Origin of the sequence: Amycolatopsis iheyensis (genome assembly GCF_024703995.1) — a bacterium.
GTDB lineage: Bacteria > Actinomycetota > Actinomycetes > Mycobacteriales > Pseudonocardiaceae > Amycolatopsis > Amycolatopsis iheyensis.
This window is the reverse complement of record NZ_JAMXQV010000010.1, coordinates 25,110-47,276: the sequence shown is the minus strand read 5'-3', so window position 1 is coordinate 47,276 and position 22,167 is coordinate 25,110. Positions and strand designations below refer to the sequence as shown.

The window sequence follows — 22,167 nt, the reverse complement described above, 5'->3', positions numbered from 1 at the left end:
CGCTACACACTCGTACGGGGGTGGTGGTGGTTGGGGGGGTTATCACCCCCCCCAACCACTCACGACCCCCGAGCTGGGAGTCTTGATGGAACACGAGCACCCCGCGCCGACTGGGTCGTCCACTGTGGACGTTCTGGCGCTGGTTCTGCGGCTCGCGCTGTTGCTGTCCACGGCGTTCCTCGCCGGTGGCGGGCTGCTGCGGCCGCCGGGCGACCGGCCGCGGCGCACGCTGTTCGCCCTCGGCGGCGTTTCCGCGCTGCTCGCCGTGGTGTCGGCCTTCGCCGTCGACGTGAACGTGGTCGCGCTGGCGATCCACGTCGTGCTCGCGGTGGCGGTGCCGGTCTTCCCCAGGGCCACTCGGTGGACGTCGGCCGCGCTGCTGGTCCTGGTCGTCCTCGAGACCTCGCTGGGCGGGTCGGGCGTCGAGTTCGCGCTCGACTCGGTGTTCGTCGCCGGGGCCGCGGTCTGGTTCGGCTTCGCGCTCCACGGGCCGGTCCCGGCGGCGGCGATCCGGCCCGGGCCGCTGGCCCTCACCCTCGGCGGGCTCCTGGTCCTCGCCGGCGCGGTGCGGTTCGAGCTGTCCGGCCTCGGGTTCGACCGGCGGCTGTACACGACGCTCTTCGGGCTCGCGGTGGTCGCGGTCGTGCTGCTGCCGGTCGTGGTGAGCGGGCTCGCGGCGGTCCTGCGCGAGCGCGCCTACCGGTTCGGCGCGGCCGGCGTCGCGCTCGGGTTCCTCGCGTGGAGCGCGCTCGGCGCGATCCCCGCGCCACCGCCGCTGCCCGTGCCGGGCGTGCCGCTGCTCGCCGACGACGCCGGGTTCCCGGTGCTGGTCAGCCCGCAACGGCCGGGGCGCAACGTCGTCCACTTCCCGGCGAGCGCGGGCGGCGAACTGTCCGTCGGGGCCGGTGGCCTGGTCACGAAGGCGGTCGCGCGGCCCGGCGCCGAGGGCACCTGGGCCGACGTCGACCTGCCGCCCGGCCGCAGCGACCTGGAGATCCGCCGCGGCGACACGACGACGGTCGTCGAGGTCGACGCGGGGGAGCGGCCCGGCCCGTCGATCACCGAGGCCGACGCGCCGGAGTGCGCGTCGGCGGCCCTCGGTGGCCTGGTCGCCGGTCGTGCCGACGTGCTGACCGCGTGCCCGGCCGACGTGCTGACCCCGGAGGACAGCGGCGCGCTGGTCAAGCTCGTCGGGTTCCTGGCCGGGCGGAAGCCGTCGGCGCTCACGCTGGCCGAGGACGACTCGCCACGCGGGGTGGCGGCCGCGAAGCTGGTGCGCGAGACCGCGGCGCGGACCGGGCTGGCCGTGCGGCCGGACGCCGGGCCCGACACCGCGCTCCTCGTCGTCTCCGGCTGGGCGGGCGGGTACACCGCGCTGACGCGGGCCGCGGAGCTGCAGCGCCTCGAACCCACCCACCAGTACGGGCTCTACCTGGCGCCGTGGCTGCTGAACGGGCCGATCGTCAACGCCGTCGCGAGCGCGTCGCTGCCGTTGCGGTTCGACCCGCGGGACGCGACCGCGGTCGGGTACGCCGTCGCGGTCGGCAACCGCTTCGGCGGCGAAAGCCCGGCACTCGGCGGCTTCCGGACCTGGCTGGGTGCCGACCACTCGGCCGGCGACGTGCAGATCTTCGCCGCCGCCCAGGTCAACGCCATGCCGATGTACCCCACCGAACCCCACGCCACCGGAATGGTGATGGACCGCGACTACGCGGGTCAGTGGGTCCCCGACGGAACCATCGTGCCGATCACGTCGGTTCTGCGCTGAGAAACCCTTGTGTGGAAAGGAAAAGCATGAAGCGTCTTGCTGCCCGCGTGCTGCTGCCGCTCGTCGCGGCGACGGCGTTCACCGGCCTGGCCGCCGGTGTCGCGAGCGCCGACCCGACCGACGGCTCGGTCTGGCTGGTCCCCGGCGTCGACCTCGGCGGCGTCCTCGGGCCGCTCGGCCAGCCGGTCGACCTGCTCGCGCCCGTCTTCGACCTGATCACCGCAGTTTCCTGAAAGGCAGAGACTCATGAAGAAGACCCTCGCGGTAGCGATCCTCACCGGCGCGGCCCTGTTCGGCGCGGCGGCGCCGGCGCTGGCCGACACCCCGGGCGTCGTCGTGGTCGACGAGCCGGACACCAGCGGCCTGAACAACATCTGGACGTTCGCGCCGCTGGGCGTGCCGGTGCTCGGCCTGATCCAGTCGGTCAACGGCGTGCCGGGCAAGCTCCTGCCGTCCTTCTGACCCGCCGGCGGCCCCTCTCCTGGCGAGGGGCCGCCGTTTCCCTTGGGAGTCCCCATGAACCGGCAGCTGATCGGCAGGCTCGGCATCGCGGTGATCGCGATCGCGGCGGTCACCGCGGGCATCTTCATCCTGGGCGACAAGGGTTCGCCGCCTTCGCCGTCGGTCGCGGTGGCGGGGGAGCCATCGGTGTCGTCGGTCCCGCCACGCACGATCATGGCGACGGCGACGTACACCTCGACCCCGCCGGCGCCGTCCGGCTACCAGGTGACGTACGAGCTGGCCGGCACCGGCACGGCGACCGTCGTCTACGACTCGAACGGCCTCGGCCTGGTCCACCAGGAGCTGGCGGTGGCGTTGCCGTGGCGGAAGGAGCTTTCGTGGCCGTCGGCGGGGTCGATCCAGCTGCTGGGGCAGGGGAGCGGCGCGGTCGAATGCCGGGTCACGATCGGCGGCCGGGTGGTGAAGACCCAGAAGTCGGCGCCGGGCGAGGTCGCGGCCTGCGTCAGCTGAGGGCCTTCGCGAACCAGTGCTCGGCGAACTGCTCGTCGTTGAAGGGTTCGACCTCGGCGTAGCCGGTCTTCGCGTAGAGCGCGCGGGCCTCGACGAGGTCGTGCCGGGTGTCGAGCCGCATGAGGGTGGAGCCGAGCCGCCGCGCGGCGTCCTCGGCGGCCGCGACCAATCGTGGCCCGCCACCGGTGCCGCGGTGGGCGGGCTTGACGAACACCTTGGTCAGCTCGCTGACCCCGGGCGCGACAACGCGCGTCCCGGCACAGCCGGCGACCTGGCCACCCCGCCGTCCGATGAGGAAGGCGCCGGTGGGGGCGACGAGATCGGTCCCGGGCTCCTCGGCGACGTACTGCGTCAGCTCGGCTTCGCTGACCGGCCGCCCGAAGTAGCGCGAAGCGACTTCGTCCATGTACTCGCGCATGATCGCGACGGCGTCCGGGTGCTCGACGGCGGTCTCGGTGATGATCCAGTCCACGTCCTTCATCCTGGGGACGCTGTCCAGCGAATTGCCCGGCCCCCGGGCACCATGGGGACATGACGACTGTCACGAAGCGCCTGGCGGTGGTGGCCGTCCTGCTGATCACGGTGGGCGCGGTCCTGCTGTCGGTGGGCGCGATCGGTTTCCGGGCCACGTCCGACCAGCCCGACGCCAACATCGGCGCGGGGTTCGCCCTGCTGGCCGGGCCTTACGTCGTAGGCTTGGGCCTGGTGTTCGCGCTGTCGGCGGGCTTGACGCACCTCACGACGCGCCGTCGCTGACGCTCCACAACGCCGAAGGCAGCTGCGCGACAAGCCCGCCTCCGCGGCAATGTTCGTCCGGGCGGCGCACCCCCCGCGCCGACCTGTTCTCGGGCCGCGGATCCGCCGCCGAGGGTCCGCACGTCCTCGCGGCCGGGCCGCGACCGCGGGCCGCGAAGCCGGCCCGAGCCCTCAGCGCGGCGAGTGCTCCCACAACGCCGAAGGCAGCTGCGCGACAAGCTCGACGAGGTAGTCAGCCTCCGCGGCGATGTTCGCCCGGGTCGCGCACCCCTCACCCCAAGTCCGCGCCGAGCCGTTCTCCACGACCACCGGCCGCCGCCCGAATCGCGGGTTCTGAGACACCCACCTCGCCAGCTCGCCCTCCAGCCGGGAGTCCGGCGGCAGCGTCGGCATCGAGACCGCCTTGCCCGGGACGATCCGCAGCTCCGGGCACGGCGGCACCGCCACCTGCGTCACGTGGACATCGCGGAAGGCCGTGTGGTCGTCCGAGCGGCGGTACGGCTCCTGGCCGTCGATCGCGATCGTCGGGCGGTCGGCCGTGCGGTACTCCACCCACGTTTCGCGGGGGCGGTCCGCCAGTGGCCGGCCCGTCGGGTGGACCACGCCGAACGTCGGGGCCGGGCCCGGGCCCACGCCGCTGTGGAACGTGCCGGCCCGCTCCGCCGCGAACGCCTTGAACCAGTGCTCTTCCCTGCCCTCGACGAACTTCGAGTTCGAGCGCCACCAGATCGCGCCGGCCACCACCACGACCACCACGATCAACGCGACGAACAACACCGTCGCCATCAGAAGTCCAGGTCGGAGCGGGTCTCCTCGTCCGACTGGTCGGTGCCCGTCTCGCCGTAGCCGCTCGCCTTCTTGGCGTTCTTGAGGTGGCTGTTCGTCTTGCCGAGGAAGTCGTTGACGTTCTTCGCGTCGTTCTCGTTGGGGTTGGCCGGGTTGAACCCCATGACGCCCTTGATCGCCGCTTCGCCGCCCTTCTTCAGGGCCTCCGTCGCGCCCGTCTTGAGGATGCTCGGCTTGTACTGGATGTTGCCCGCCGCGTCCTTGACCGGGTTCTCCCACGCCTTCGCCCAGCGCTTGCCGAGCATGCCGTCCTCGCCCATCGTCTTCTCGAGCAGCGACTTGCCCGAGTTCTCCCCGGCGATCTTCTCCAGCTTCGTCGCGGTCTTGCCCTCGGTGAACACCTTGCCGAGCTTGGTCGCGGCCAGCTTGTCCTTGAGCTTCTTCAGCCAGTCGAGGACCTTCTGCAGCAGCTCGCGGAGCTTCGACACCTTCTTGGTGGTCGTCGCGGTCGTCTGGACCGCCTTGCCCTCGGTGGCCGTGCCCGCCGCCGCCGTCGACGCGCCGCACGTCGGCACCGCCGCCGCCAGCGCCGGCACCCACAGCATGATCAGCCAGGTGATGAACTCGGTGAGGATGGCCTTGATGAGCTCCTCGATGAAGCTCATCAGCATGCTGTTCAGCTGCAGCATCTGCGCGAGGTCGCCGGACTTGCCCGCGACGCCGTGCATCCCGTTCGCGAACTCGCCGAGCCGCTGACGCGCCGCGTTGCCCGCGTCGCCCTGCCAGCCCTCGAGGTTCTTGTCCGACACCTCGGCGAAGTTGGCCGCCAGCTGGTCCAGGCCGGTGGCGATGGCGCCGAAGTTCTCCGCCGCGACGCCGAGCGCCGGGCCGTCGCCGCTGACGAAGTGGATCGCGTCCTGCACCGGCTGGACCACGCTGACCAGGAAGTTCAGCCCCTGCCCGACCAGCCAGCCGAGCGGGTCGGTGGCGATGTCGGTGATCGTGCTGGAGCTGGACTGGATGAAGCTCGCCGTGTCGGTGGCGATCGTGGCCACGCCCAGCGTGATGTCGGCGCCGTCGGGGTGCTCGGCGGTCATCGCCTTCTTCACCGACACGAAGTCCTTGCCGACCGTCACCGCGCCGCCGACGAACGGGGTCGCCTTGATCGCGTTGTCCCCGACGTTCGGGTCGTCGGACTTGACGGTGATCCCGCTCGCGACGTCCGATACCTCTGCCATCGGTTTCCCCCTCAGTGCTTCGGCTTGGGCTTGCCCGGCCCGTCGAGCAGGACCTCGACCTGGCCGAAGAACGTCTTGTGGTCGTCTTCGACGCCCTGGTAGACGTTCGCCGCGTCGGTGAGCTTCTCCTGCGCGGACGTCAGGCCTTCGGCCATCGACCCGAGCAGCTCCCGCAGCTCGCGCAGCGTCTCGTCGTAGCCGCCCTTGGTGAAGATGCCGACCACGCCCCACGACTTGTCGCCGACGTCGGACTGGCTCACCTTCTCCGTGATCTTGGCGCCCTGGTCCTTGTACTTGCCGAGGTCGGCGACGTACTTGTGCAGGGCGTCCACCTGGACCTGGTAGCCGCCGGCTCCGTCGGGCATCAGTCCTCCTCGTCGAACAGGTTGCGCAGGAAGGTGTCACCCGCGGACCCGCCGGGCGCGGGCGGCGCCGGCGGGGGCGGGGTGTCGGCCTGGCGCAGCACCCGCTGTTCCGAGAAGTCCTCGGGGGCCGCGGCCGGCGCCTGCCGCGCCGTCTCTTCCTCGAGCTTCGACCGCATTTCCTCGACGCTGGTTCCGAACGCGACGGCCTGGGTCTCGATGACCTGGTCGACCAGCCCGAGGTTGTCGCCCATGTGCTCCTGGACGATCACCGCCTGCCGGCGCGCGGCCTCGCCGACGGCGTCGCGCAGGGTCGTCATCAACGCCGCCGACAGCGCCTGGGCGCCCTTGGCGAGCGCGGCGTCGGTGAACTTGACGTCGAGGACCGCGCCACCCGGCCCGGTGACCACGGTCACGCCGCCGTCGGGGGAGGTCGCGGTGGCCTGCAGCCCGGTCAGCTCCTGCTGCATCGCGCCGAGGCCGGCGAACCGGTCGTCGACGTCCCGGATGCTCGCCTGGAACCGCTCGAACTCGGTCACCAGCTGGTCGAACTCGGCCGACATGTGCTCGTTCCTCCCCGCTTCGCGCGTCGCTTGCCCACTCATCGTGGCCCTTCGGCGACAGTGTGACGCACGGAACGGACGATCCGATCCCACTGCATCACCCGACCGGGTAATGGGTAGGTTTCCGCCGCAAGGGGAAGCAGGGGCAGTAGCGCTAGGAGTGCGTGATGAGCAGCAGCGAAGGGGCCGAGCGGCCCGACGAAGAGAAGAAGTCGACCGGCAGCCACGCGGCGCCCGAGGGGGCGGGCGTGCACCCGCTCATCGACCTCTCGCGCGACCCGAACCCGGGCAAGCCGGACCACGCGAAGCCGGACGAGGACTGAGCGCGGCGCCCGGCCTCGGAACATTCCCGAGGCCGGGGGTGTTGTGCGGAGTGGTCGCGCGACCTCCGGGTCCAGCGCGCCACCCGGTGGAATGTGACGCGCCACGGGGGCGTTGAGAGGTAGGCTGGAGGTTCGCCGCCCTTCAGACCCCCCGCCGCGTTCCTCCCGGACCCGGGCGGGTATCTTTGGAGACCGTGCCCGGCAGGCGTCGGGCCGCTCCGCGTGCCGTGCGGCATGGGCGGGGTGCTCAGGCACCCGGTCACCGGCTTCGGCAGGTCGGGGTTCCGACGGAAAATCCCTCCGGGAAGTTACCGGTCGTCAGACCGTGACGCGGGCCGACACGCCCGACCGCGGGGGCCGGTGAAGACACGAAGAAGCAGATCACGACAGGAAGCTGGTCCATTGCCCACGATCCAGCAGCTGGTCCGCAAGGGCCGCCAGGACAAGGCTGCCAAGCAGAAGACCGCGGCCCTCAAGGGGAGCCCGCAGCGGCGTGGCGTGTGCACCCGCGTGTACACCACGACCCCCAAGAAGCCGAACTCGGCGCTGCGCAAGGTCGCGCGTGTGAAGCTGACCAGCGGCATCGAGGTCACCGCCTACATCCCCGGTGAGGGCCACAACCTGCAGGAGCACTCGATGGTGCTCGTGCGCGGTGGTCGTGTGAAGGACCTTCCGGGTGTCCGTTACAAGATCATTCGCGGTTCGCTCGACACGCAGGGTGTCAAGAACCGCAAGCAGGCGCGCAGCCGGTACGGCGCGAAGAAGGAGAAGAGCTAATGCCCCGCAAGGGTCCGGCCCCCAAGCGGCCGCTGATCTCCGACCCCGTCTACGCCTCCCCGCTGGTCACCCAGCTGGTGAACAAGGTGCTGAAGGACGGGAAGCGGTCCCTGGCCGAGCGCATCGTGTACGGCGCGCTCGAAGGCGCTCGCGAGAAGACGGGCACCGACCCGGTCGTCACGCTGAAGCGCGCCCTCGACAACGTGAAGCCCACCATCGAGGTGAAGAGCCGCCGCGTCGGTGGCGCCACCTACCAGGTGCCGATCGAGGTCAAGCCGGGCCGCTCCACCACCCTGGCGCTGCGCTGGCTGGTCTCCTTCTCGCAGGCTCGCCGCGAGAAGACGATGATCGAGCGCCTGCAGAACGAGCTCCTGGACGCTTCCAACGGCCTCGGTGCCTCCGTGAAGCGTCGCGAAGACACGCACAAGATGGCCGAGTCCAACCGGGCCTTCGCGCACTACCGCTGGTGATCACCGCCCGGCTGTCGACCAAGCCATGCCGGGCCCCAAGCTTGAGAACAGGGGAACACTCTCGTGGCACGTGAAGTGCTGACCGACCTCAACAAGGTCCGCAACATCGGCATCATGGCGCACATCGACGCCGGCAAGACCACCACCACCGAGCGGATCCTGTTCTACACCGGGGTCAACTACAAGATCGGTGAAGTCCACGACGGCGCCGCCACCATGGACTGGATGGAGGAGGAGCAGAAGCGGGGTATCACCATCACCTCGGCTGCCACCACCACCTTCTGGGCCGACCACCAGATCAACCTGATCGACACCCCCGGGCACGTCGACTTCACCGTCGAGGTGGAGCGCAACCTGCGGGTGCTCGACGGCGCGGTCGCCGTCTTCGACGGCAAGGAAGGCGTCGAGCCGCAGTCCGAGCAGGTCTGGCGGCAGGCGGACAAGTACGACGTCCCGCGCATCTGCTTCGTCAACAAGATGGACAAGCTGGGTGCGGACTTCTACTACACGCTGAAGACGATCACCGAGCGCCTCGGCGTCAAGCCGCTGGCGATCCAGCTGCCGATCGGCGCCGAGAACGACTTCGAAGGCGTCATCGACCTGGTCCGCATGAAGGCGCTGACCTGGCGCGGCGAGGTCCAGAAGGGCGAGGACTACTCGGTCGAGGACATCCCGGCCGACCTGGCCGACCGCGCCGCGGAGTACCGCGAGAAGCTGATCGAGGCCGTCGCCGAGACCGACGACTCGCTCATGGAGAAGTTTCTCGAGGGCGAGGAGCTGTCCGAGGCCGAGATCAAGGCCGGCATCCGCAAGCTGGTCATCACCCGCGAGGCGTTCCCGGTCCTGGCCGGCTCCGCCTTCAAGAACAAGGGCGTGCAGCCCATGCTCGACGCGGTGATCGACTACCTGCCGTCGCCGCTGGACGTCCCGGCCGTCGAGGGCCTGCTGCCCGACGGTGAGACCGTCGTGACCCGCACGGCCTCGGTGGACCAGCCGTTCTCCGCGCTCGCGTTCAAGATCGCCGCGCACCCGTTCTTCGGCAAGCTGACCTACATCCGGGTGTACTCGGGCAAGGTCGCCGCCGGCGCGCAGGTCATCAACGCGACCAAGGAGCGCAAGGAGCGCATCGGGAAGATCTTCCAGATGCACTCCAACAAGGAGAACCCGGTCGACGACGCCCAGGTCGGCCACATCTACGCGGTCATCGGGCTGAAGGACACCACCACGGGTGACACCCTGGCGGACCCGCAGAACCCGATCGTGCTGGAGTCGATGACGTTCCCCGAGCCGGTCATCCGGGTCGCGATCGAGCCGAAGACGAAGGCCGACCAGGAGAAGCTGTCCCTGGCGATCCAGAAGCTGGCCGAAGAGGACCCGACGTTCCAGGTCAAGCTGGACGAGGACACCGGCCAGACGATCATCGCGGGCATGGGCGAGCTGCACCTCGAGGTGCTGGTGAACCGGATGAAGTCCGACTACAAGGTCGAGGCGAACATCGGCAAGCCGCAGGTCGCCTACCGCGAGACGATCAAGAAGACGGTCGACAAGCTCGACTACGTCCACAAGAAGCAGACCGGTGGTTCCGGCCAGTTCGCGAAGGTCATCGTGAAGCTGGAGCCGCTCGAGCGCACCGACGGCGCGCTCTACGAGTTCGACAACAAGGTGACCGGTGGTCGCGTGCCGCGGGAGTACATCCCGTCGGTCGACGCGGGCGCGCAGGATGCGATGCAGTACGGCGTCCTGGCCGGCTACCCGCTCGTCGGGTTGAAGTTCACCCTGTTGGACGGTGCTTACCACGAGGTCGACTCTTCGGAGATGGCGTTCAAGATCGCCGGTTCCATGGCGATGAAGGAAGCCGCGAAGAAGGCCGGCCCGGTGATCCTGGAGCCGATGATGGCGGTCGAGGTGACCACGCCCGAGGACTACATGGGTGACGTCATCGGTGACCTCAACTCCCGCCGTGGTCAGATCCAGGCCATGGAGGAGCGGTCGGGCACCCGCGTCGTGAAGGCGCTGGTCCCGCTGTCGGAGATGTTCGGCTACGTCGGTGACCTCCGGTCCCGCACGCAGGGCCGGGCGAACTACTCCATGGTGTTCGACTCCTACGCCGAGGTTCCCGCGAACGTCGCGAAGGAAATCATCGCGAAGGCGACGGGGGAGTAAACACCCCCACCGCGCGCGGGCATTAAGGGACTCTCCTGAACGTCCGCTAGCACCGACGAAGGAACATTCGGGGGTCGGCAGCCACGCCGGCCCCCGAGCACAAAGCGAAATCAGTCCAGGAGGACATTCCAGTGGCGAAGGCGAAGTTCGAGCGGAGCAAGCCGCACGTCAACATCGGGACCATCGGTCACGTCGACCACGGCAAGACGACGCTCACCGCGGCGATCACCAAGGTTCTGCACGACAAGTGGCCGGAGCTGAACGAGTCCCGGGCGTTCGACCAGATCGACAACGCGCCGGAAGAGAAGCAGCGCGGCATCACGATCAACATCTCGCACGTCGAGTACCAGACCGAGAAGCGTCACTACGCCCACGTGGACGCCCCCGGTCACGCGGACTACATCAAGAACATGATCACCGGTGCCGCTCAGATGGACGGCGCGATCCTCGTGGTCGCGGCGACCGACGGCCCGATGCCGCAGACCCGTGAGCACGTGCTGCTCGCCCGCCAGGTCGGCGTGCCCTACATCGTGGTCGCGCTGAACAAGGCCGACATGGTCGACGACGAGGAGATCCTGGAGCTCGTCGAGCTCGAGGTCCGCGAGCTGCTGTCCTCGCAGGAGTTCCCCGGCGACGACGCCCCCGTCGTGCGCGTCTCGGGCCTCAAGGCCCTCGAGGGCGACGAGAAGTGGGCCGAGGCCGTTCTCGAGCTGATGACCGCCGTCGACGACAACGTGCCGGACCCGGTGCGTGAGCTCGACAAGCCGTTCCTCATGCCGATCGAGGACGTCTTCACCATCACCGGTCGCGGCACCGTCGTCACCGGCCGCGTCGAGCGTGGCGTGGTCAACGTGAACGAAGAGGTCGAGATCGTCGGCATCAAGGAGAAGTCGACCAAGACGACTGTCACCGGTGTCGAGATGTTCCGCAAGCTGCTCGACCAGGGCCAGGCGGGCGACAACGTCGGCCTCCTCGTCCGCGGCATCAAGCGCGAGGACGTCGAGCGCGGCCAGGTCGTCGTGAAGCCGGGCACCACCACCCCGCACACCGACTTCGAGGGCCGGGTCTACATCCTGTCGAAGGACGAGGGTGGCCGTCACACCCCGTTCTTCAACAACTACCGCCCGCAGTTCTACTTCCGCACCACCGACGTGACCGGCGTCGTGACCCTCCCCGAGGGCACCGAGATGGTCATGCCGGGCGACAACACCGACATCTCGGTCGCGCTGATCCAGCCGGTCGCGATGGACGTGAACCTGCGCTTCGCCATCCGCGAGGGTGGCCGCACCGTCGGTGCGGGTCAGGTCACCAAGATCATCAAGTGATTTCGGCGCCCCTCCCGGGGGCAATACACCCCCGGGTCAGGGGCGTCAAATCACGTGTGCGACACTATTCAGGTTGCTCGTCCTGGGGCGGCCGATCCCTTTCGGGTTTTTGACGACGGGGTCCGGCCGCCCTGGCGCGAGTGGCCACGGTCCGCGGAGCTCTTCCTTCGGGTAGGCGAGCGGGCAAAGGCAGTGAGACGGCAGATCTCGCGAGAGACGCCGCCGGCTCATCGCCTCCTCACGTTGAGGAAGACCAGGCAAGACGACGATCCCGCGGGATCCGTCTGTGCGTCGGGCGCGACACGCCCGACCGCGTGGACCGGGGACAGGGCCGTTGAACTGCGGAAACCAGGCCAGGGTGGCAACACCCGGGGCGGGTTCGTGAAGTAGCGGCACGAGACGACAAGGAACGAGCAGCCACCATGGCGGGACAGAAGATCCGCATCCGGCTCAAGGCCTACGACCACGAGGCGATCGACACCTCGGCGCGCAAGATCGTGGAGACGGTCACGCGCACCGGCGCCCGGGTTGTCGGGCCGGTGCCGCTGCCCACCGAGAAGAACGTTTACTGCGTCATCCGCTCGCCGCACAAGTACAAGGACTCGCGCGAGCACTTCGAGATGCGCACGCACAAGCGTCTGATCGACATCCTCGACCCGACGCCGAAGACGGTCGACGCGCTCATGCGCATCGACCTGCCGGCGAGCGTCGACGTCAACATCCAGTAAGCGTTGGGCGAGCGGCGGAGATAAGAGACTCATGTCTGACAGGCAGATGAAGGGCATCCTGGGCACCAAGCTCGGCATGACCCAGGTCTTCGACGAGCAGAACCGGGTTGTCCCGGTCACCGTCGTGAAGGCCGGCCCGAACGTGGTCACCCAGGTTCGGACCCAGGAGAAGGACGGCTACAAGGCCGTGCAGCTGGCGTTCGGCGCGGTCGACCCGCGCAAGGTGAACAAGCCGCGCACCGGCCACTACGACAAGGCGGGCGTGACCCCGCGGCGCTTCCTCGCGGAGCTGCGTACCACCGACGCCGAGACCTACGAGGTCGGCCAGGAGATCACCGCCGAGGTGTTCGCCGCCGGCGTCGAGGTCGACGTGACCGGTACCAGCAAGGGCAAGGGCTACGCCGGTGTCATGAAGCGCCACGGCTTCAAGGGCCAGGGCGCGAGCCACGGTGCCCAGGCCGTGCACCGCAAGCCGGGTTCGATCGGTGGCTGCGCCACCCCCGGCCGCGTCTTCAAGGGCCTGCGCATGGCGGGCCGGATGGGCAACGACCGGGTCACCACGCAGAACCTGACCGTGCACGCCGTGCGTGCCGAAGACGGCCTGCTGCTGATCAAGGGCGCCGTGCCCGGTCCCAAGGGCGGCTTGCTGTTCGTGCGCAGCGCCGCGAAGGGTGGTAACTCCGAATGACAAGCGTCGAGCTGAAGACCCCGGCCGGTAAAGCCGACGGCACCGTGGACCTCCCCGAGGAGATCTTCGACGTGCAGGCCAATGTCGCGCTGATGCACCAGGTGGTGGTGGCCCAGCTGGCCGCCGCGCGCCAGGGCACGCACGACACGAAGACCCGTGGTGAGGTCTCCGGTGGCGGCAAGAAGCCGTACCGGCAGAAGGGCACCGGCCGTGCCCGCCAGGGTTCGACCCGCGCGCCGCAGTTCGCCGGCGGTGGCGTCGTGCACGGCCCCACGCCGCGTGACTACTCCCAGCGCACCCCGAAGAAGATGAAGGCCGCCGCCCTGCGTGGCGCCCTCTCCGACCGGGCGCGCGCCGGCCAGCTCCACGTCGTCACCGAGCTGGTGACCGGCGAGAAGCCGTCGACCAAGGCCGCCAAGACCGTCCTCGCCGCGGTGACGCAGGCGAAGCGCGTGCTCGTGGTGCTGGACCGGGCCGACGAGCTCAGCTGGGTCTCCCTGCGGAACCTGCCCGAGGTGCACATCCTCTGGGCCGACCAGCTCAACACCTACGACGTGCTGGTCAACGACGACGTCGTGTTCACCAAGGCCGCGTACGACGCGTTCGTCGCCGGCCCCGCCCGTGGCAAGGCCGTCAAGGCTTCCGCGCGGTCGGGCGAGGTCACGGAAGGGAGTGACGAGAAGTGAGTTCGGTCGCCATTCCGGACCCCCGCGACATCCTGCTCGCGCCGGTCATCTCCGAGAAGTCCTACGGGCTGCTCGAGGACCACAAGTACACGTTCATCGTCCGCCCGGACGCCAACAAGACCCAGATCAAGATCGCGGTCGAGAAGGTGTTCGGCGTCAAGGTGGTCAGCGTCAACACGGCCAACCGCCAGGGCAAGCGGAAGCGGACTCGCGCCGGCTTCGGCAAGCGCAAGGACACCAAGCGCGCCATCGTGACTCTTTCGCCCGAGAGCAAGGCGATCGAGATCTTCGGCGGACCCACCGCGTAAAGGACTGAGCTGACAATGGGCATCCGCAAGTACAAGCCGACGACCCCGGGTCGTCGCGGTTCGAGCGTCTCGGACTTCGCCGAGATCACCCGCTCCACCCCGGAGAAGTCGCTGCTTCGTCCGCTGAGCGGTTCGGGCGGTCGCAACTCGTCCGGCAAGATCACCACCCGGCACAAGGGTGGCGGCCACAAGCGTGCTTACCGCGTCATCGACTTCCGTCGCAACGACAAGGACGGCATCCCGGCCAAGGTCGCGCACATCGAGTACGACCCCAACCGGTCCGCGCGCATCGCGCTGCTGCACTACGCCGACGGCGAGAAGCGCTACATCATCGCGCCGGAGAAGCTGAAGCAGGGCGACACCGTCGAGAACGGCCCCCGGGCCGACATCAAGCCGGGCAACAACCTGCCGCTGCGCAACATCCCGGTCGGCACCGTGATCCACGCGATCGAGCTCCGCCCCGGCGGCGGCGCGAAGATGGCGCGGTCCGCGGGCGCGAAGGTGCAGCTCGTCGCCAAGGACGGGCCGTACGCCCAGCTGCGTCTCCCCTCGGGCGAGATCCGCAACGTGGACGTGCGCAACCGCGCCACGGTCGGCGAGGTCGGCAACTCCGAGCACGCCAACATCAACTGGGGCAAGGCCGGCCGCAACCGCTGGCGCGGCAAGCGCCCCACGGTCCGTGGTGTCGTCATGAACCCGGTCGACCACCCGCACGGTGGTGGTGAGGGCAAGACCTCCGGTGGTCGCCACCCGGTCAACCCGAACGGTAAGCCCGAGGGCCGGACGCGTCGGCGCAAGCCGAGCGACGCCCTCATCGTCCGCCGCCGGCGTACCGGCAAGAAGCGCTGAGCAGGGAGGTAGAAGCACATGCCACGCAGCCTTAAGAAGGGCCCGTTCGTGGACGACCACCTGCTCAAGAAGGTGGACGCGCTGAACGAATCGGGCAAGAAGACGGTCATCAAGACCTGGTCGCGTCGCTCGACGATCATCCCGGACTTCCTGGGTCACACGATCGCCGTGCACGACGGCCGCAAGCACGTCCCGGTGTTCGTCACCGAGGCCATGGTGGGTCACAAGCTGGGCGAGTTCGCCCCGACGCGGACCTTCAAGGGCCACATCAAGGACGACCGCAAGTCGCGCCGCCGCTGAGCGGGCACGAAACAAGACAAGGGAAGTAGCGATGAACGCCCAGAACGACGCGACGGTCGAGGCCCTGCCTACGGCTTACGCGCGGGCTCGCTTCGTCCGGGACTCGCCGACCAAGGTGCGCCGGGTGATCGAGCTCATCAAGGGACGTAGCGCCGCCGACGCCTTGGCCGTGCTCCGGTTCGCCCCCCAGGCGGCCAGCGAGCCGGTCGCGAAGGTGCTCGCCAGCGCCGTGGCCAACGCCGAGAACAACCTTCAGCTGGACCCGGACACCCTCTGGGTCAAGAACGCGTACGCCGACGAGGGCCCGACCCTCAAGCGCATCCGCCCGCGTGCCCAGGGGCGCGCGTACCGGATCCGCAAGCGGACCAGCCACATCACCGTCGAGGTGGAGTCGCGTCCGGCCGTCGCGCAGAAGGCTCAGAGCAAGAAGAAGGCAGGTGGCCGGTAGTGGGCCAGAAGATCAACCCGCACGGTTTCCGCCTGGGTATCACCACGGACTGGAAGTCGCGCTGGTACGCCGACAAGCAGTACGCCGAGTACGTGGCCGAGGACGTCAAGATCCGCAAGCTGCTCTCCACGGGCATGGAGCGGGCCGGCATCTCCAAGGTCGAGATCGAGCGCACGCGTGACCGCGTCCGCGTCGACATCCACACCGCCCGGCCGGGCATCGTCATCGGCCGCCGCGGCGCGGAGGCCGACCGGATCCGCGGCGCGCTGGAGAAGCTGACCAAGAAGCAGGTCCAGCTGAACATCCTCGAGGTCAAGAACCCCGAGGCCGACGCCCAGCTGGTCGCCCAGGCGGTCGCGGAGCAGCTCTCCAACCGCGTGGCGTTCCGCCGCGCGATGCGGAAGGCGATCCAGACCTCCATGCGCTCGCCGCAGGTCAAGGGCATCCGCGTGCAGTGCGGCGGTCGTCTCGGCGGCGCCGAGATGTCCCGCTCCGAGCACTACCGCGACGGCCGGGTCCCGCTGCACACGCTGCGTGCCGACATCGACTACGGCTTCTTCGAGGCCAAGACGACGTTCGGGCGCATCGGCGTCAAGGTGTGGATCTACAAGGGTGAGCTCGTCGGTGGCCTGAAGGCCCGCGAGGCCCGTGACGCCGCCGAGCGCGCGCCGCGTCGCGAGCGCAGCGACCGGCCGTCCCGCCCGCGTCGTTCCGGCGCCTCGGGCACGACGGCCACCTCGACCGAAGCCGGTCGCGCGGCCGCCGCCGCCACGACCGAGGCCCCGGCGGCTCCGGCCACCGAGACCGCAGAAAAGACGGAGGGCTGAGACGTGCTCATCCCGCGCAGGGTCAAGCACCGGAAGCAGCACTCCCCGAAGCGCCACGGCGCCGCCAAGGGTGGCACGAAGGTCAGCTTCGGCGAGTACGGCATCCAGGCGCTTGAGCACAGCTACGTGACGAACCGGCAGATCGAGTCCGCTCGTATCGCCATGACCCGTCACATCAAGCGTGGCGGCAAGGTGTGGACGACCATCTACCCGGACCGCCCGCTGACCAAGAAGCCGGCCGAAACCCGCATGGGTTCCGGTAAGGGTTCGCCCGAGTGGTGGATCGCCAACGTGAAGCCGGGCCGCGTGATGTTCGAGATCTCGTTCCCGAACGAGGAGACCGCCCGCGAGGCGCTCCGCCGCGCGATCCACAAGCTTCCCATGAAGTGCCGCATCGTGACCCGTGAAGGTGGTGAGTTCTGATGGCGAGCGGAGCCGTTCAGGCATCGGAGCTGCGTGAGCTCACCGCGGAAGAGCTCGTTCTGCGTCTGAAGGAGTACAAGGAGGAGCTGTTCAACCTCCGCTTCCAGATGGCGACCGGGCAGCTGGACAACAACCGTCGGCTGCGCACCGTCCGCACGGACATCGCGCGGATCTACACGGTCATGCGTGAGCGCGAGCTCGGGCTTTCCGTGGCTCCCGACGCCGAGAGTGAAGGTGCCGCATGAGCGAGCCCACCACTGAGACGAAGGCCCGGAACTACCGCAAGGTTCGTGAAGGTCTGGTCGTCTCGGACAAGATGGACAAGACGATCGTGGTCGAGCTCGAGGACCGCAAGAAGCACCCGCGTTACTCGAAGGTCGTCCGCAGCACCACCAAGGTCAAGGTGCACGACGAGAACAACGAGGCGGGCGTGGGCGACCGGGTCACCTTGATGGAGACTCGCCCGCTTTCGGCATCGAAGCGGTGGCGCCTGGTCCAGATCGTGGAGAAGGCCAAGTAAGCAGGGCTCTTCAAGAGTCCTTAGTTCCGCAAGGCTCGCCACGGTGAATCCTCACCAGCGGGCGAGAACCGGCGCGACATACAGGAGTTGACGTGATCCAGCAGGAGTCGCGGCTTCGGGTAGCCGACAACACGGGTGCGAAGGAAATCCTCTGCATCCGGGTTCTCGGTGGTTCCGGGCGGCGCTACGCCGGCATCGGCGACATCATCGTCGCCACCGTGAAGGACGCCATCCCGGCTGCCGGGGTGAAGAAGGGCGACGTCGTCAAGGCCGTCATCGTCCGCACGGTCAAGGAGCGTCGTCGTCCGGACGGTTCCTACATCCGGTTCGACGAGAACGCCGCCGTGCTCATCAAGAACGACAACGAGCCCCGGGGCACCCGCATCTTCGGCCCGGTGGGCCGCGAGCTGCGCGACCGAAAGTTCATGAAGATCATTTCGCTCGCGCCGGAGGTGCTGTGATGAAGGTGAAGAAGGGCGACACGGTCGTCGTCATCGCCGGCAAGGACAAGGGCGCCAAGGGCAAGGTCATCCAGGCTTACCCCGAGCGCGACCGCGTGCTGGTCGAGGGCGTGAACCGGATCAAGAAGCACACGCGGATCACCCAGACCCAGCGCGGCGCGCAGTCCGGTGGCATCGTCACGCAGGAGGCGCCCATCCACGTCTCGAACGTGATGGTCGTCGACTCGGACGGCAAGCCGTCCCGGGTGGGTTACCGCATCGGCGAGGACGGCAAGAAGGTCCGGATCTCGCGCCGGAACGGTAAGGACATCTGATGACCACCGCAGAGAAGGTCGCGCCGCGCCTCAAGGTGCGCTACCGCGAAGAGATCAAGGGCCAGCTGCAGGCGGAGTTCTCCTTCGCCAACGTCCACCAGATCCCGGGCGTGGTGAAGGTCGTCGTCAACATGGGTGTCGGTGACGCCGCCCGTGACAGCAAGCTGATCGAGGGCGCGGTCAAGGACCTGTCCCTGATCACCGGTCAGAAGCCCGAGGTCCGCAAGGCCCGCAAGTCCATCGCGCAGTTCAAGCTGCGCGAGGGTCAGCCGATCGGCGCGCGCGTCACGCTGCGCGGCGACCGGATGTGGGAGTTCCTCGACCGGCTGCTGACCATCGCGCTGCCGCGTATCCGCGACTTCCGCGGGCTTTCGCCGAAGCAGTTCGACGGCCACGGCAACTACACGTTCGGTCTCAACGAGCAGTCGATGTTCCACGAGATCGACCCCGACGCCATCGACCGCCCCCGCGGCATGGACGTCACCGTCGTCACGACCGCTACGAACGACGACGAGGGCCGGGCGCTGCTGCGCAAGCTCGGCTTCCCGTTCAAGGAGAACTGAGCCGATGGCCAAGAAAGCACTGGTCCACAAGGCCGCGAAGAAGCCGAAGTTCGCCGTGCGCGCCTACACCCGCTGCCAGCGGTGCGGCCGTCCGCACGCCGTGTTCCGCAAGTTCGGGCTCTGCCGGATCTGCCTTCGCGAGATGGCGCACGCGGGCGAGCTGCCCGGCGTCCGCAAGTCCAGCTGGTAAGAGCTTCTTTTTAACTCCCACTTCGCCACAGGCCCTGCCGCCCGTGTACCGGGCGGCGGGGAACCAGGGCGAGAAAGGTTGACAGGTCACCATGACGATGACCGACCCCATCGCAGACTTCTTGACGCGTCTGCGCAACGCGAACTCGGCGTACCACGACGAGGTCAAGCTCCCGCACTCGAAGCTCAAGGCGAACATCGCCGAGATCCTCAAGCGCGAGGGCTACATCGCGGGTTACCACGACGAGCCGGGCGAGAAGCACAAGAACCTCGTCGTCGAGCTCAAGTACGGCCCCAACCGTGAGCGGAGCATCGCCGGCCTCCGGCGCGTCTCCAAGCCCGGTCTGCGGGTCTACGCAAAATCGACCGAACTGCCGTCCGTGCTCGGCGGCCTGGGCATCGCGATCATCTCGACGTCCGGTGGCCTGCAGACGGACCGTCAGGCCAAGCGAAACAGCGTGGGCGGCGAAGTCCTCGCCTACGTCTGGTAAGGGAAGGGGTACAGGCATGTCTCGCATCGGAAAGCTGCCGGTCGCCGTCCCTTCCGGGGTCGAGGTGACCATCGACGGTCAGCAGATCAAGGTCAAGGGGCCCAAGGGCACCCTTGAGCACACCATCGCCGAGCCGATCACCGTCGAGCGCGACGAAGACGGCACGCTGCTGGTGAAGCGTCCGGACGACGAGCGCACCTCGAAGGCGCTCCACGGGCTCACCCGCACGCTGGTGAACAACCTCGTCGTCGGCGTCACCGCCGGCTACGAGAAGAAGATGGAAATCCACGGCGTGGGTTACCGCGTGCAGGCGAAGGGCTCGGACCTCGAGTTCGCCCTCGGCTACTCGCACCCGGTCAAGATCGAGGCCCCGGAGGGCATCACCTTCAAGGTGGAGACCCCGACCCGGTTCTCGGTTTCGGGCATCGACAAGCAGAAGGTCGGCCAGATCTCGGCCGTCATCCGCAAGCTGCGGCGCCCGGACCCGTACAAGGGCAAGGGCCTGCGGTACGAGGGTGAGAAGATCCGCCGCAAGGTCGGAAAGACGGGTAAGTGATCATGAGCGACACGACTACGAAGCGCAAGCCGGTGGGCAAGGACATCTCGACCCGCCGCCGCGTCGCGAAGGCCCGTCGGCACTTCCGGCTCCGCAAGAAGGTTTCGGGCACCGAGCAGCGCCCGCGCCTGGTCGTCAAGCGGTCCTCGCGGCACATCGCCGTGCAGGTGATCGACGACCTGGCCGGCCACACGCTGGCTTCGGCGTCCACCCTCGAGGCGGACCTCCGGACGTTCGACGGCGACAAGAAGGCCAAGGCCGCGAAGGTCGGGGAGCTCGTCGCCGCGCGTGCCAAGGAAGCCGGGATCTCGGCCGTGGTGTTCGACCGTGGTGGCAACGCCTACCACGGCCGCATCGCCGCGCTCGCCGACGCCGCCCGCGAGGCGGGGTTGGAGTTCTGATGCAGATGCTCGTTAATGGAAGGAAAGCCTGATGCCGGGACGTACGCGGCAATTCGGCGGCGGCCAGGGCGGGCCGGGCGGTCAGGGCGGCAACGACCGCGGTGACCGTCGCGACCGCCGTGACCGGCGCGACAGCGGCCGTGGCGGGGCGGCCCAGGACAAGACCCCGCACCTCGAGAAGGTCGTGACGATCAACCGCGTCGCCAAGGTCGTCAAGGGTGGTCGTCGCTTCAGCTTCACCGCCCTGGTGGTCGTCGGCGACGGCGACGGTCAGGTCGGCGTCGGCTACGGCAAGGCCAAGGAAGTTCCCGCGGCCATCGCCAAGGGCGTCGAAGAGGCGAAGAAGAACTTCTTCCGCGTTCCGCGCGTCGCCGGCACCATCCCGCACCCGATCCGGGGCGAGGAAGCCGCCGGTGTCGTGCTGCTCCGTCCGGCCTCCGCCGGTACCGGCGTCATCGCCGGTGGCCCGGTGCGTGCCGTGCTGGAGTGCGCGGGTGTCCACGACGTGCTGTCGAAGTCGCTCGGCTCCGACAACGCGATCAACATCGTGCACGCGACCGTGGCGGCCCTGAAGGGCCTGCAGCGTCCCGAAGAGGTCGCGGCCCGCCGCGGTCTCCCGCTCGAGGACGTCGCGCCGGCCCGGATGCTGCGCCAGCGTGCGGGCCAGGGGGTCTGACATGGCTCAGGTCAAGGTCACCCAGGTCAAGAGCAAGATCGGCACGAAGCACGCGCACCGCGAGTCGCTGCGCACCCTCGGGCTGCGCAAGATCCGCCAGAGCGTCGTGCGTGAAGACACCCCCCAGGTGCGCGGCCTGATCCACACCGTCCGCCACCTGGTGGAGGTCGAGGAGGTCCAGGCATGACGGCCATCAAGATCCACCACCTGCGCCCGGCTCCGGGCGCCAAGACCGACAAGATCCGCGTCGGCCGTGGTGAGGGTTCGAAGGGCAAGACGGCCGGTCGCGGCACGAAGGGCACCAAGGCCCGCAAGAACGTGCCCGCCGGCTTCGAGGGTGGGCAGATGCCCATCCACATGCGGCTGCCGAAGCTTCGCGGCTTCAAGAACCGCTTCCGCACCGAGTACCAGCCGGTGAACGTGGGCGACATCGCCCGCGTCTTCCCGGACGGCGGCGCCATCGGCGCCGACGAGCTGGTCAAGGGCGGGCTCGTCCGCAAGGGCAAGCTCGTCAAGGTGCTCGGCAACGGCGACGTGAACGGCGTCAAGCTGAACGTCACCGCCGACGCGTTCTCCGGCTCCGCCAAGGAGAAGCTCGAAGCGGCCGGTGGCTCCGCCACCACCAACTGAGCAGTTCGACAGAGCGAAGGCCCGCCTGGTCCGCCAGGCGGGCCTTCGTCTTTTGCGTGGCGCCCCGGTCGGCCGGGAGGATGGCCGGGTGCTCCCCGAACCGCAGTCGGCGCCGATCAACCCGGCGTTCCGCGTCCTGGCCCTCATCGGCCTGGCGTTCTTCCTGACGGTGGCGGTCCACTTCCTGCCGCTGTTCACCACCGACCAGCCCGGTCCGGCGTGGACGGTGCACGGCGCCTGGGCCAGCGTGACCGTGCTCGACGACGAAGCCGGGGCGGCGGCCCCGTCGACGCCGTTCGGGATCGCGTTGCTCGCGGCGGGGGCGATCCTCCTGGCGGCGTTCGTCCTGGAGCTCCGCCACCGCGCGGCGGCGAAGCAGGCAACGCTCGCGGCCGCGGTGTTCCTCGTGGCCACGGTCGCCACGATCGGTTTCATCGCGGCCGGCACCGGCGAGGGCCCGGCGACCATGGCGTACGGGCTGTGGGCACTCGTGGTCGCGGTGGCGTTGGCCGTCTTGGCCGCGGTGCTGGTCCACCGCGAGCCCCGGCCCGGACGCGACTGAGCCGACCGGCCGCTTGTGGCGGCTCCGGGTCAGCGTGAAAGATC

At 69.0% G+C, this 22,167-nt stretch carries 37 protein-coding genes; 32 read left to right on the top strand and 5 right to left on the bottom strand.

Translation table 11 applies throughout. The features are described 5' to 3' along the window. The first annotated feature begins 85 nt into the window (after nucleotides 1-85). The 4 genes from M8542_RS20805 to M8542_RS20790 are packed head-to-tail and all read left to right on the top strand — an operon-like array spanning nucleotide 86 to nucleotide 2,740. Nucleotides 86-1,768: a hypothetical protein gene (locus M8542_RS20805; RefSeq protein ID WP_257921867.1), complete on the top strand. Its 1,683-nt coding sequence runs from the start codon at nucleotides 86-88 to the stop codon at nucleotides 1,766-1,768. Nucleotides 1,769-1,794: 26 nt separating this feature from the next. Then, complete coding sequence (locus tag M8542_RS20800; RefSeq protein WP_086857720.1) at nucleotides 1,795-2,001, top strand: hypothetical protein; 207 nt, start codon at nucleotides 1,795-1,797, stop codon at nucleotides 1,999-2,001. A 13-nt stretch (nucleotides 2,002-2,014) separates the two neighbouring features. Further along, complete coding sequence (locus M8542_RS20795; protein WP_257921866.1) at nucleotides 2,015-2,230, top strand: hypothetical protein; 216 nt, start codon at nucleotides 2,015-2,017, stop codon at nucleotides 2,228-2,230. A gap of 54 nt (nucleotides 2,231-2,284) precedes the next feature. After that, nucleotides 2,285-2,740, top strand: coding sequence for a hypothetical protein (locus tag M8542_RS20790; protein ID WP_257921865.1), 456 nt, complete (start codon nucleotides 2,285-2,287; stop codon nucleotides 2,738-2,740). Here the strand turns inward: M8542_RS20790 and M8542_RS20785 are convergent. Further along, nucleotides 2,733-3,221 (bottom strand): GNAT family N-acetyltransferase, encoded by a 489-nt coding sequence (locus M8542_RS20785; RefSeq protein ID WP_257921864.1) that lies wholly within the window; start codon nucleotides 3,219-3,221, stop codon nucleotides 2,733-2,735. The two genes, M8542_RS20790 and M8542_RS20785, sit on opposite strands and share 8 nt — an antisense overlap. Nucleotides 3,222-3,271: 50 nt before the next feature. On the opposite strand from M8542_RS20785, the gene M8542_RS20780 reads away from it, so the two are divergent. Beyond that, the gene (locus M8542_RS20780; protein ID WP_257921863.1) at nucleotides 3,272-3,496 is read left to right on the top strand and encodes a hypothetical protein; all 225 of its coding nucleotides are present in this window, start codon (nucleotides 3,272-3,274) and stop codon (nucleotides 3,494-3,496) included. Between the two features lie 171 nt (nucleotides 3,497-3,667). Here the strand turns inward: M8542_RS20780 and M8542_RS20775 are convergent, their stop codons facing one another. From M8542_RS20775 to M8542_RS20760, 4 genes are read right to left on the bottom strand one after another with little or no spacing between them, the layout of a single operon-like run. Beyond that, the gene (locus M8542_RS20775) at nucleotides 3,668-4,282 is read right to left on the bottom strand and encodes a hypothetical protein (RefSeq protein WP_257921862.1); all 615 of its coding nucleotides are present in this window, start codon (nucleotides 4,280-4,282) and stop codon (nucleotides 3,668-3,670) included. Further along, nucleotides 4,282-5,520 carry a hypothetical protein gene (locus M8542_RS20770; RefSeq protein ID WP_257921861.1) on the bottom strand — a complete coding sequence of 413 codons (1,239 nt, stop codon included), beginning with the start codon at nucleotides 5,518-5,520 and terminating at the stop codon, nucleotides 4,282-4,284. The genes M8542_RS20775 and M8542_RS20770 overlap by 1 nt, the downstream gene beginning before the upstream one ends. Nucleotides 5,521-5,531: 11 nt before the next feature. Further along, entirely contained in the window at nucleotides 5,532-5,885 is a 354-nt protein-coding gene (locus M8542_RS20765) for a hypothetical protein (protein WP_257921860.1), read from the bottom strand. After that, the gene (locus M8542_RS20760) at nucleotides 5,885-6,445 is read right to left on the bottom strand and encodes a YbaB/EbfC family nucleoid-associated protein (RefSeq protein ID WP_257921859.1); all 561 of its coding nucleotides are present in this window, start codon (nucleotides 6,443-6,445) and stop codon (nucleotides 5,885-5,887) included. Before M8542_RS20760 ends, M8542_RS20765 begins: the two co-directional genes overlap by 1 nt. Nucleotides 6,446-6,612: 167 nt before the next feature. Between M8542_RS20760 and M8542_RS20755 the strand changes: the two genes are divergently transcribed. From M8542_RS20755 to M8542_RS20625, 27 genes are all read left to right on the top strand, one after another. Continuing rightward, complete coding sequence (locus M8542_RS20755; RefSeq protein ID WP_257921858.1) at nucleotides 6,613-6,768, top strand: hypothetical protein; 156 nt, start codon at nucleotides 6,613-6,615, stop codon at nucleotides 6,766-6,768. A gap of 402 nt (nucleotides 6,769-7,170) precedes the next feature. Then, entirely contained in the window at nucleotides 7,171-7,545 is a 375-nt protein-coding gene (rpsL, locus tag M8542_RS20750) for a 30S ribosomal protein S12 (protein WP_003102113.1), read from the top strand. Beyond that, a complete protein-coding gene (gene rpsG, locus M8542_RS20745) occupies nucleotides 7,545-8,015 on the top strand; it encodes a 30S ribosomal protein S7 (protein ID WP_003102106.1) in 471 nt (156 codons plus the stop codon). The genes rpsL and rpsG overlap by 1 nt, the downstream gene beginning before the upstream one ends. A 63-nt stretch (nucleotides 8,016-8,078) precedes the next feature. Beyond that, nucleotides 8,079-10,178, top strand: coding sequence for an elongation factor G (fusA, locus tag M8542_RS20740; protein WP_257921857.1), 2,100 nt, complete (start codon nucleotides 8,079-8,081; stop codon nucleotides 10,176-10,178). A 131-nt stretch (nucleotides 10,179-10,309) separates the two neighbouring features. Continuing rightward, nucleotides 10,310-11,503 carry an elongation factor Tu gene (gene tuf, locus M8542_RS20735; RefSeq protein WP_257921856.1) on the top strand — a complete coding sequence of 398 codons (1,194 nt, stop codon included), beginning with the start codon at nucleotides 10,310-10,312 and terminating at the stop codon, nucleotides 11,501-11,503. 422 nt (nucleotides 11,504-11,925) lie between these two features. Then, nucleotides 11,926-12,231 (top strand): 30S ribosomal protein S10, encoded by a 306-nt coding sequence (gene rpsJ / locus M8542_RS20730; RefSeq protein WP_003102098.1) that lies wholly within the window; start codon nucleotides 11,926-11,928, stop codon nucleotides 12,229-12,231. A gap of 31 nt (nucleotides 12,232-12,262) precedes the next feature. Further along, nucleotides 12,263-12,919, top strand: coding sequence for a 50S ribosomal protein L3 (gene rplC, locus M8542_RS20725; protein ID WP_086675504.1), 657 nt, complete (start codon nucleotides 12,263-12,265; stop codon nucleotides 12,917-12,919). Further along, nucleotides 12,916-13,605, top strand: a complete 690-nt coding sequence (gene rplD / locus M8542_RS20720; RefSeq protein ID WP_257921855.1) for a 50S ribosomal protein L4 — start codon at nucleotides 12,916-12,918, stop codon at nucleotides 13,603-13,605. Before rplC ends, rplD begins: the two co-directional genes overlap by 4 nt. Beyond that, nucleotides 13,602-13,913, top strand: a complete 312-nt coding sequence (rplW, locus tag M8542_RS20715) for a 50S ribosomal protein L23 (protein ID WP_003102087.1) — start codon at nucleotides 13,602-13,604, stop codon at nucleotides 13,911-13,913. Before rplD ends, rplW begins: the two co-directional genes overlap by 4 nt. A gap of 15 nt (nucleotides 13,914-13,928) precedes the next feature. Then, the gene (rplB, locus tag M8542_RS20710) at nucleotides 13,929-14,762 is read left to right on the top strand and encodes a 50S ribosomal protein L2 (RefSeq protein ID WP_257921854.1); all 834 of its coding nucleotides are present in this window, start codon (nucleotides 13,929-13,931) and stop codon (nucleotides 14,760-14,762) included. An 18-nt stretch (nucleotides 14,763-14,780) separates the two neighbouring features. Next, nucleotides 14,781-15,062: a 30S ribosomal protein S19 gene (gene rpsS / locus M8542_RS20705; protein ID WP_003102083.1), complete on the top strand. Its 282-nt coding sequence runs from the start codon at nucleotides 14,781-14,783 to the stop codon at nucleotides 15,060-15,062. Nucleotides 15,063-15,093: 31 nt separating this feature from the next. Further along, nucleotides 15,094-15,510 (top strand): 50S ribosomal protein L22, encoded by a 417-nt coding sequence (gene rplV, locus M8542_RS20700; RefSeq protein ID WP_086857325.1) that lies wholly within the window; start codon nucleotides 15,094-15,096, stop codon nucleotides 15,508-15,510. Further along, complete coding sequence (gene rpsC / locus M8542_RS20695) at nucleotides 15,510-16,337, top strand: 30S ribosomal protein S3 (protein ID WP_257921853.1); 828 nt, start codon at nucleotides 15,510-15,512, stop codon at nucleotides 16,335-16,337. The genes rplV and rpsC overlap by 1 nt, the downstream gene beginning before the upstream one ends. A gap of 3 nt (nucleotides 16,338-16,340) precedes the next feature. Then, complete coding sequence (gene rplP / locus M8542_RS20690; protein ID WP_004558864.1) at nucleotides 16,341-16,760, top strand: 50S ribosomal protein L16; 420 nt, start codon at nucleotides 16,341-16,343, stop codon at nucleotides 16,758-16,760. Further along, entirely contained in the window at nucleotides 16,760-17,005 is a 246-nt protein-coding gene (rpmC, locus tag M8542_RS20685; RefSeq protein WP_033291188.1) for a 50S ribosomal protein L29, read from the top strand. The genes rplP and rpmC overlap by 1 nt, the downstream gene beginning before the upstream one ends. Further along, on the top strand, nucleotides 17,002-17,280 hold the full coding sequence (gene rpsQ, locus M8542_RS20680) for a 30S ribosomal protein S17 (protein ID WP_257921852.1): 279 nt from the start codon (nucleotides 17,002-17,004) through the stop codon (nucleotides 17,278-17,280). Before rpmC ends, rpsQ begins: the two co-directional genes overlap by 4 nt. Before the next feature lie 92 nt (nucleotides 17,281-17,372). After that, nucleotides 17,373-17,741, top strand: a complete 369-nt coding sequence (gene rplN, locus M8542_RS20675) for a 50S ribosomal protein L14 (RefSeq protein WP_004558867.1) — start codon at nucleotides 17,373-17,375, stop codon at nucleotides 17,739-17,741. Beyond that, nucleotides 17,741-18,055, top strand: coding sequence for a 50S ribosomal protein L24 (gene rplX / locus M8542_RS20670; RefSeq protein WP_086675498.1), 315 nt, complete (start codon nucleotides 17,741-17,743; stop codon nucleotides 18,053-18,055). Before rplN ends, rplX begins: the two co-directional genes overlap by 1 nt. Next, on the top strand, nucleotides 18,055-18,618 hold the full coding sequence (rplE, locus tag M8542_RS20665) for a 50S ribosomal protein L5 (protein ID WP_257921851.1): 564 nt from the start codon (nucleotides 18,055-18,057) through the stop codon (nucleotides 18,616-18,618). The genes rplX and rplE overlap by 1 nt, the downstream gene beginning before the upstream one ends. Nucleotides 18,619-18,622: 4 nt before the next feature. Continuing rightward, a complete protein-coding gene (locus M8542_RS20660; RefSeq protein WP_004558870.1) occupies nucleotides 18,623-18,808 on the top strand; it encodes a type Z 30S ribosomal protein S14 in 186 nt (61 codons plus the stop codon). A gap of 91 nt (nucleotides 18,809-18,899) precedes the next feature. Further along, nucleotides 18,900-19,298 carry a 30S ribosomal protein S8 gene (gene rpsH / locus M8542_RS20655; protein ID WP_004558871.1) on the top strand — a complete coding sequence of 133 codons (399 nt, stop codon included), beginning with the start codon at nucleotides 18,900-18,902 and terminating at the stop codon, nucleotides 19,296-19,298. A 16-nt stretch (nucleotides 19,299-19,314) separates the two neighbouring features. Then, nucleotides 19,315-19,854, top strand: coding sequence for a 50S ribosomal protein L6 (rplF, locus tag M8542_RS20650; protein WP_103350708.1), 540 nt, complete (start codon nucleotides 19,315-19,317; stop codon nucleotides 19,852-19,854). Nucleotides 19,855-19,856: 2 nt separating this feature from the next. Beyond that, on the top strand, nucleotides 19,857-20,255 hold the full coding sequence (gene rplR / locus M8542_RS20645) for a 50S ribosomal protein L18 (RefSeq protein WP_257921850.1): 399 nt from the start codon (nucleotides 19,857-19,859) through the stop codon (nucleotides 20,253-20,255). Between the two features lie 31 nt (nucleotides 20,256-20,286). Further along, nucleotides 20,287-20,931, top strand: coding sequence for a 30S ribosomal protein S5 (gene rpsE, locus M8542_RS20640; protein ID WP_257921849.1), 645 nt, complete (start codon nucleotides 20,287-20,289; stop codon nucleotides 20,929-20,931). A gap of 1 nt (nucleotide 20,932) precedes the next feature. Beyond that, a complete protein-coding gene (gene rpmD / locus M8542_RS20635) occupies nucleotides 20,933-21,118 on the top strand; it encodes a 50S ribosomal protein L30 (RefSeq protein ID WP_257921848.1) in 186 nt (61 codons plus the stop codon). Next, nucleotides 21,115-21,561, top strand: a complete 447-nt coding sequence (gene rplO / locus M8542_RS20630) for a 50S ribosomal protein L15 (RefSeq protein WP_257921847.1) — start codon at nucleotides 21,115-21,117, stop codon at nucleotides 21,559-21,561. The genes rpmD and rplO overlap by 4 nt, the downstream gene beginning before the upstream one ends. An 88-nt stretch (nucleotides 21,562-21,649) precedes the next feature. After that, nucleotides 21,650-22,123, top strand: a complete 474-nt coding sequence (locus M8542_RS20625; protein ID WP_257921846.1) for a hypothetical protein — start codon at nucleotides 21,650-21,652, stop codon at nucleotides 22,121-22,123. The last annotated feature ends 44 nt before the right edge of the window (nucleotides 22,124-22,167 follow it).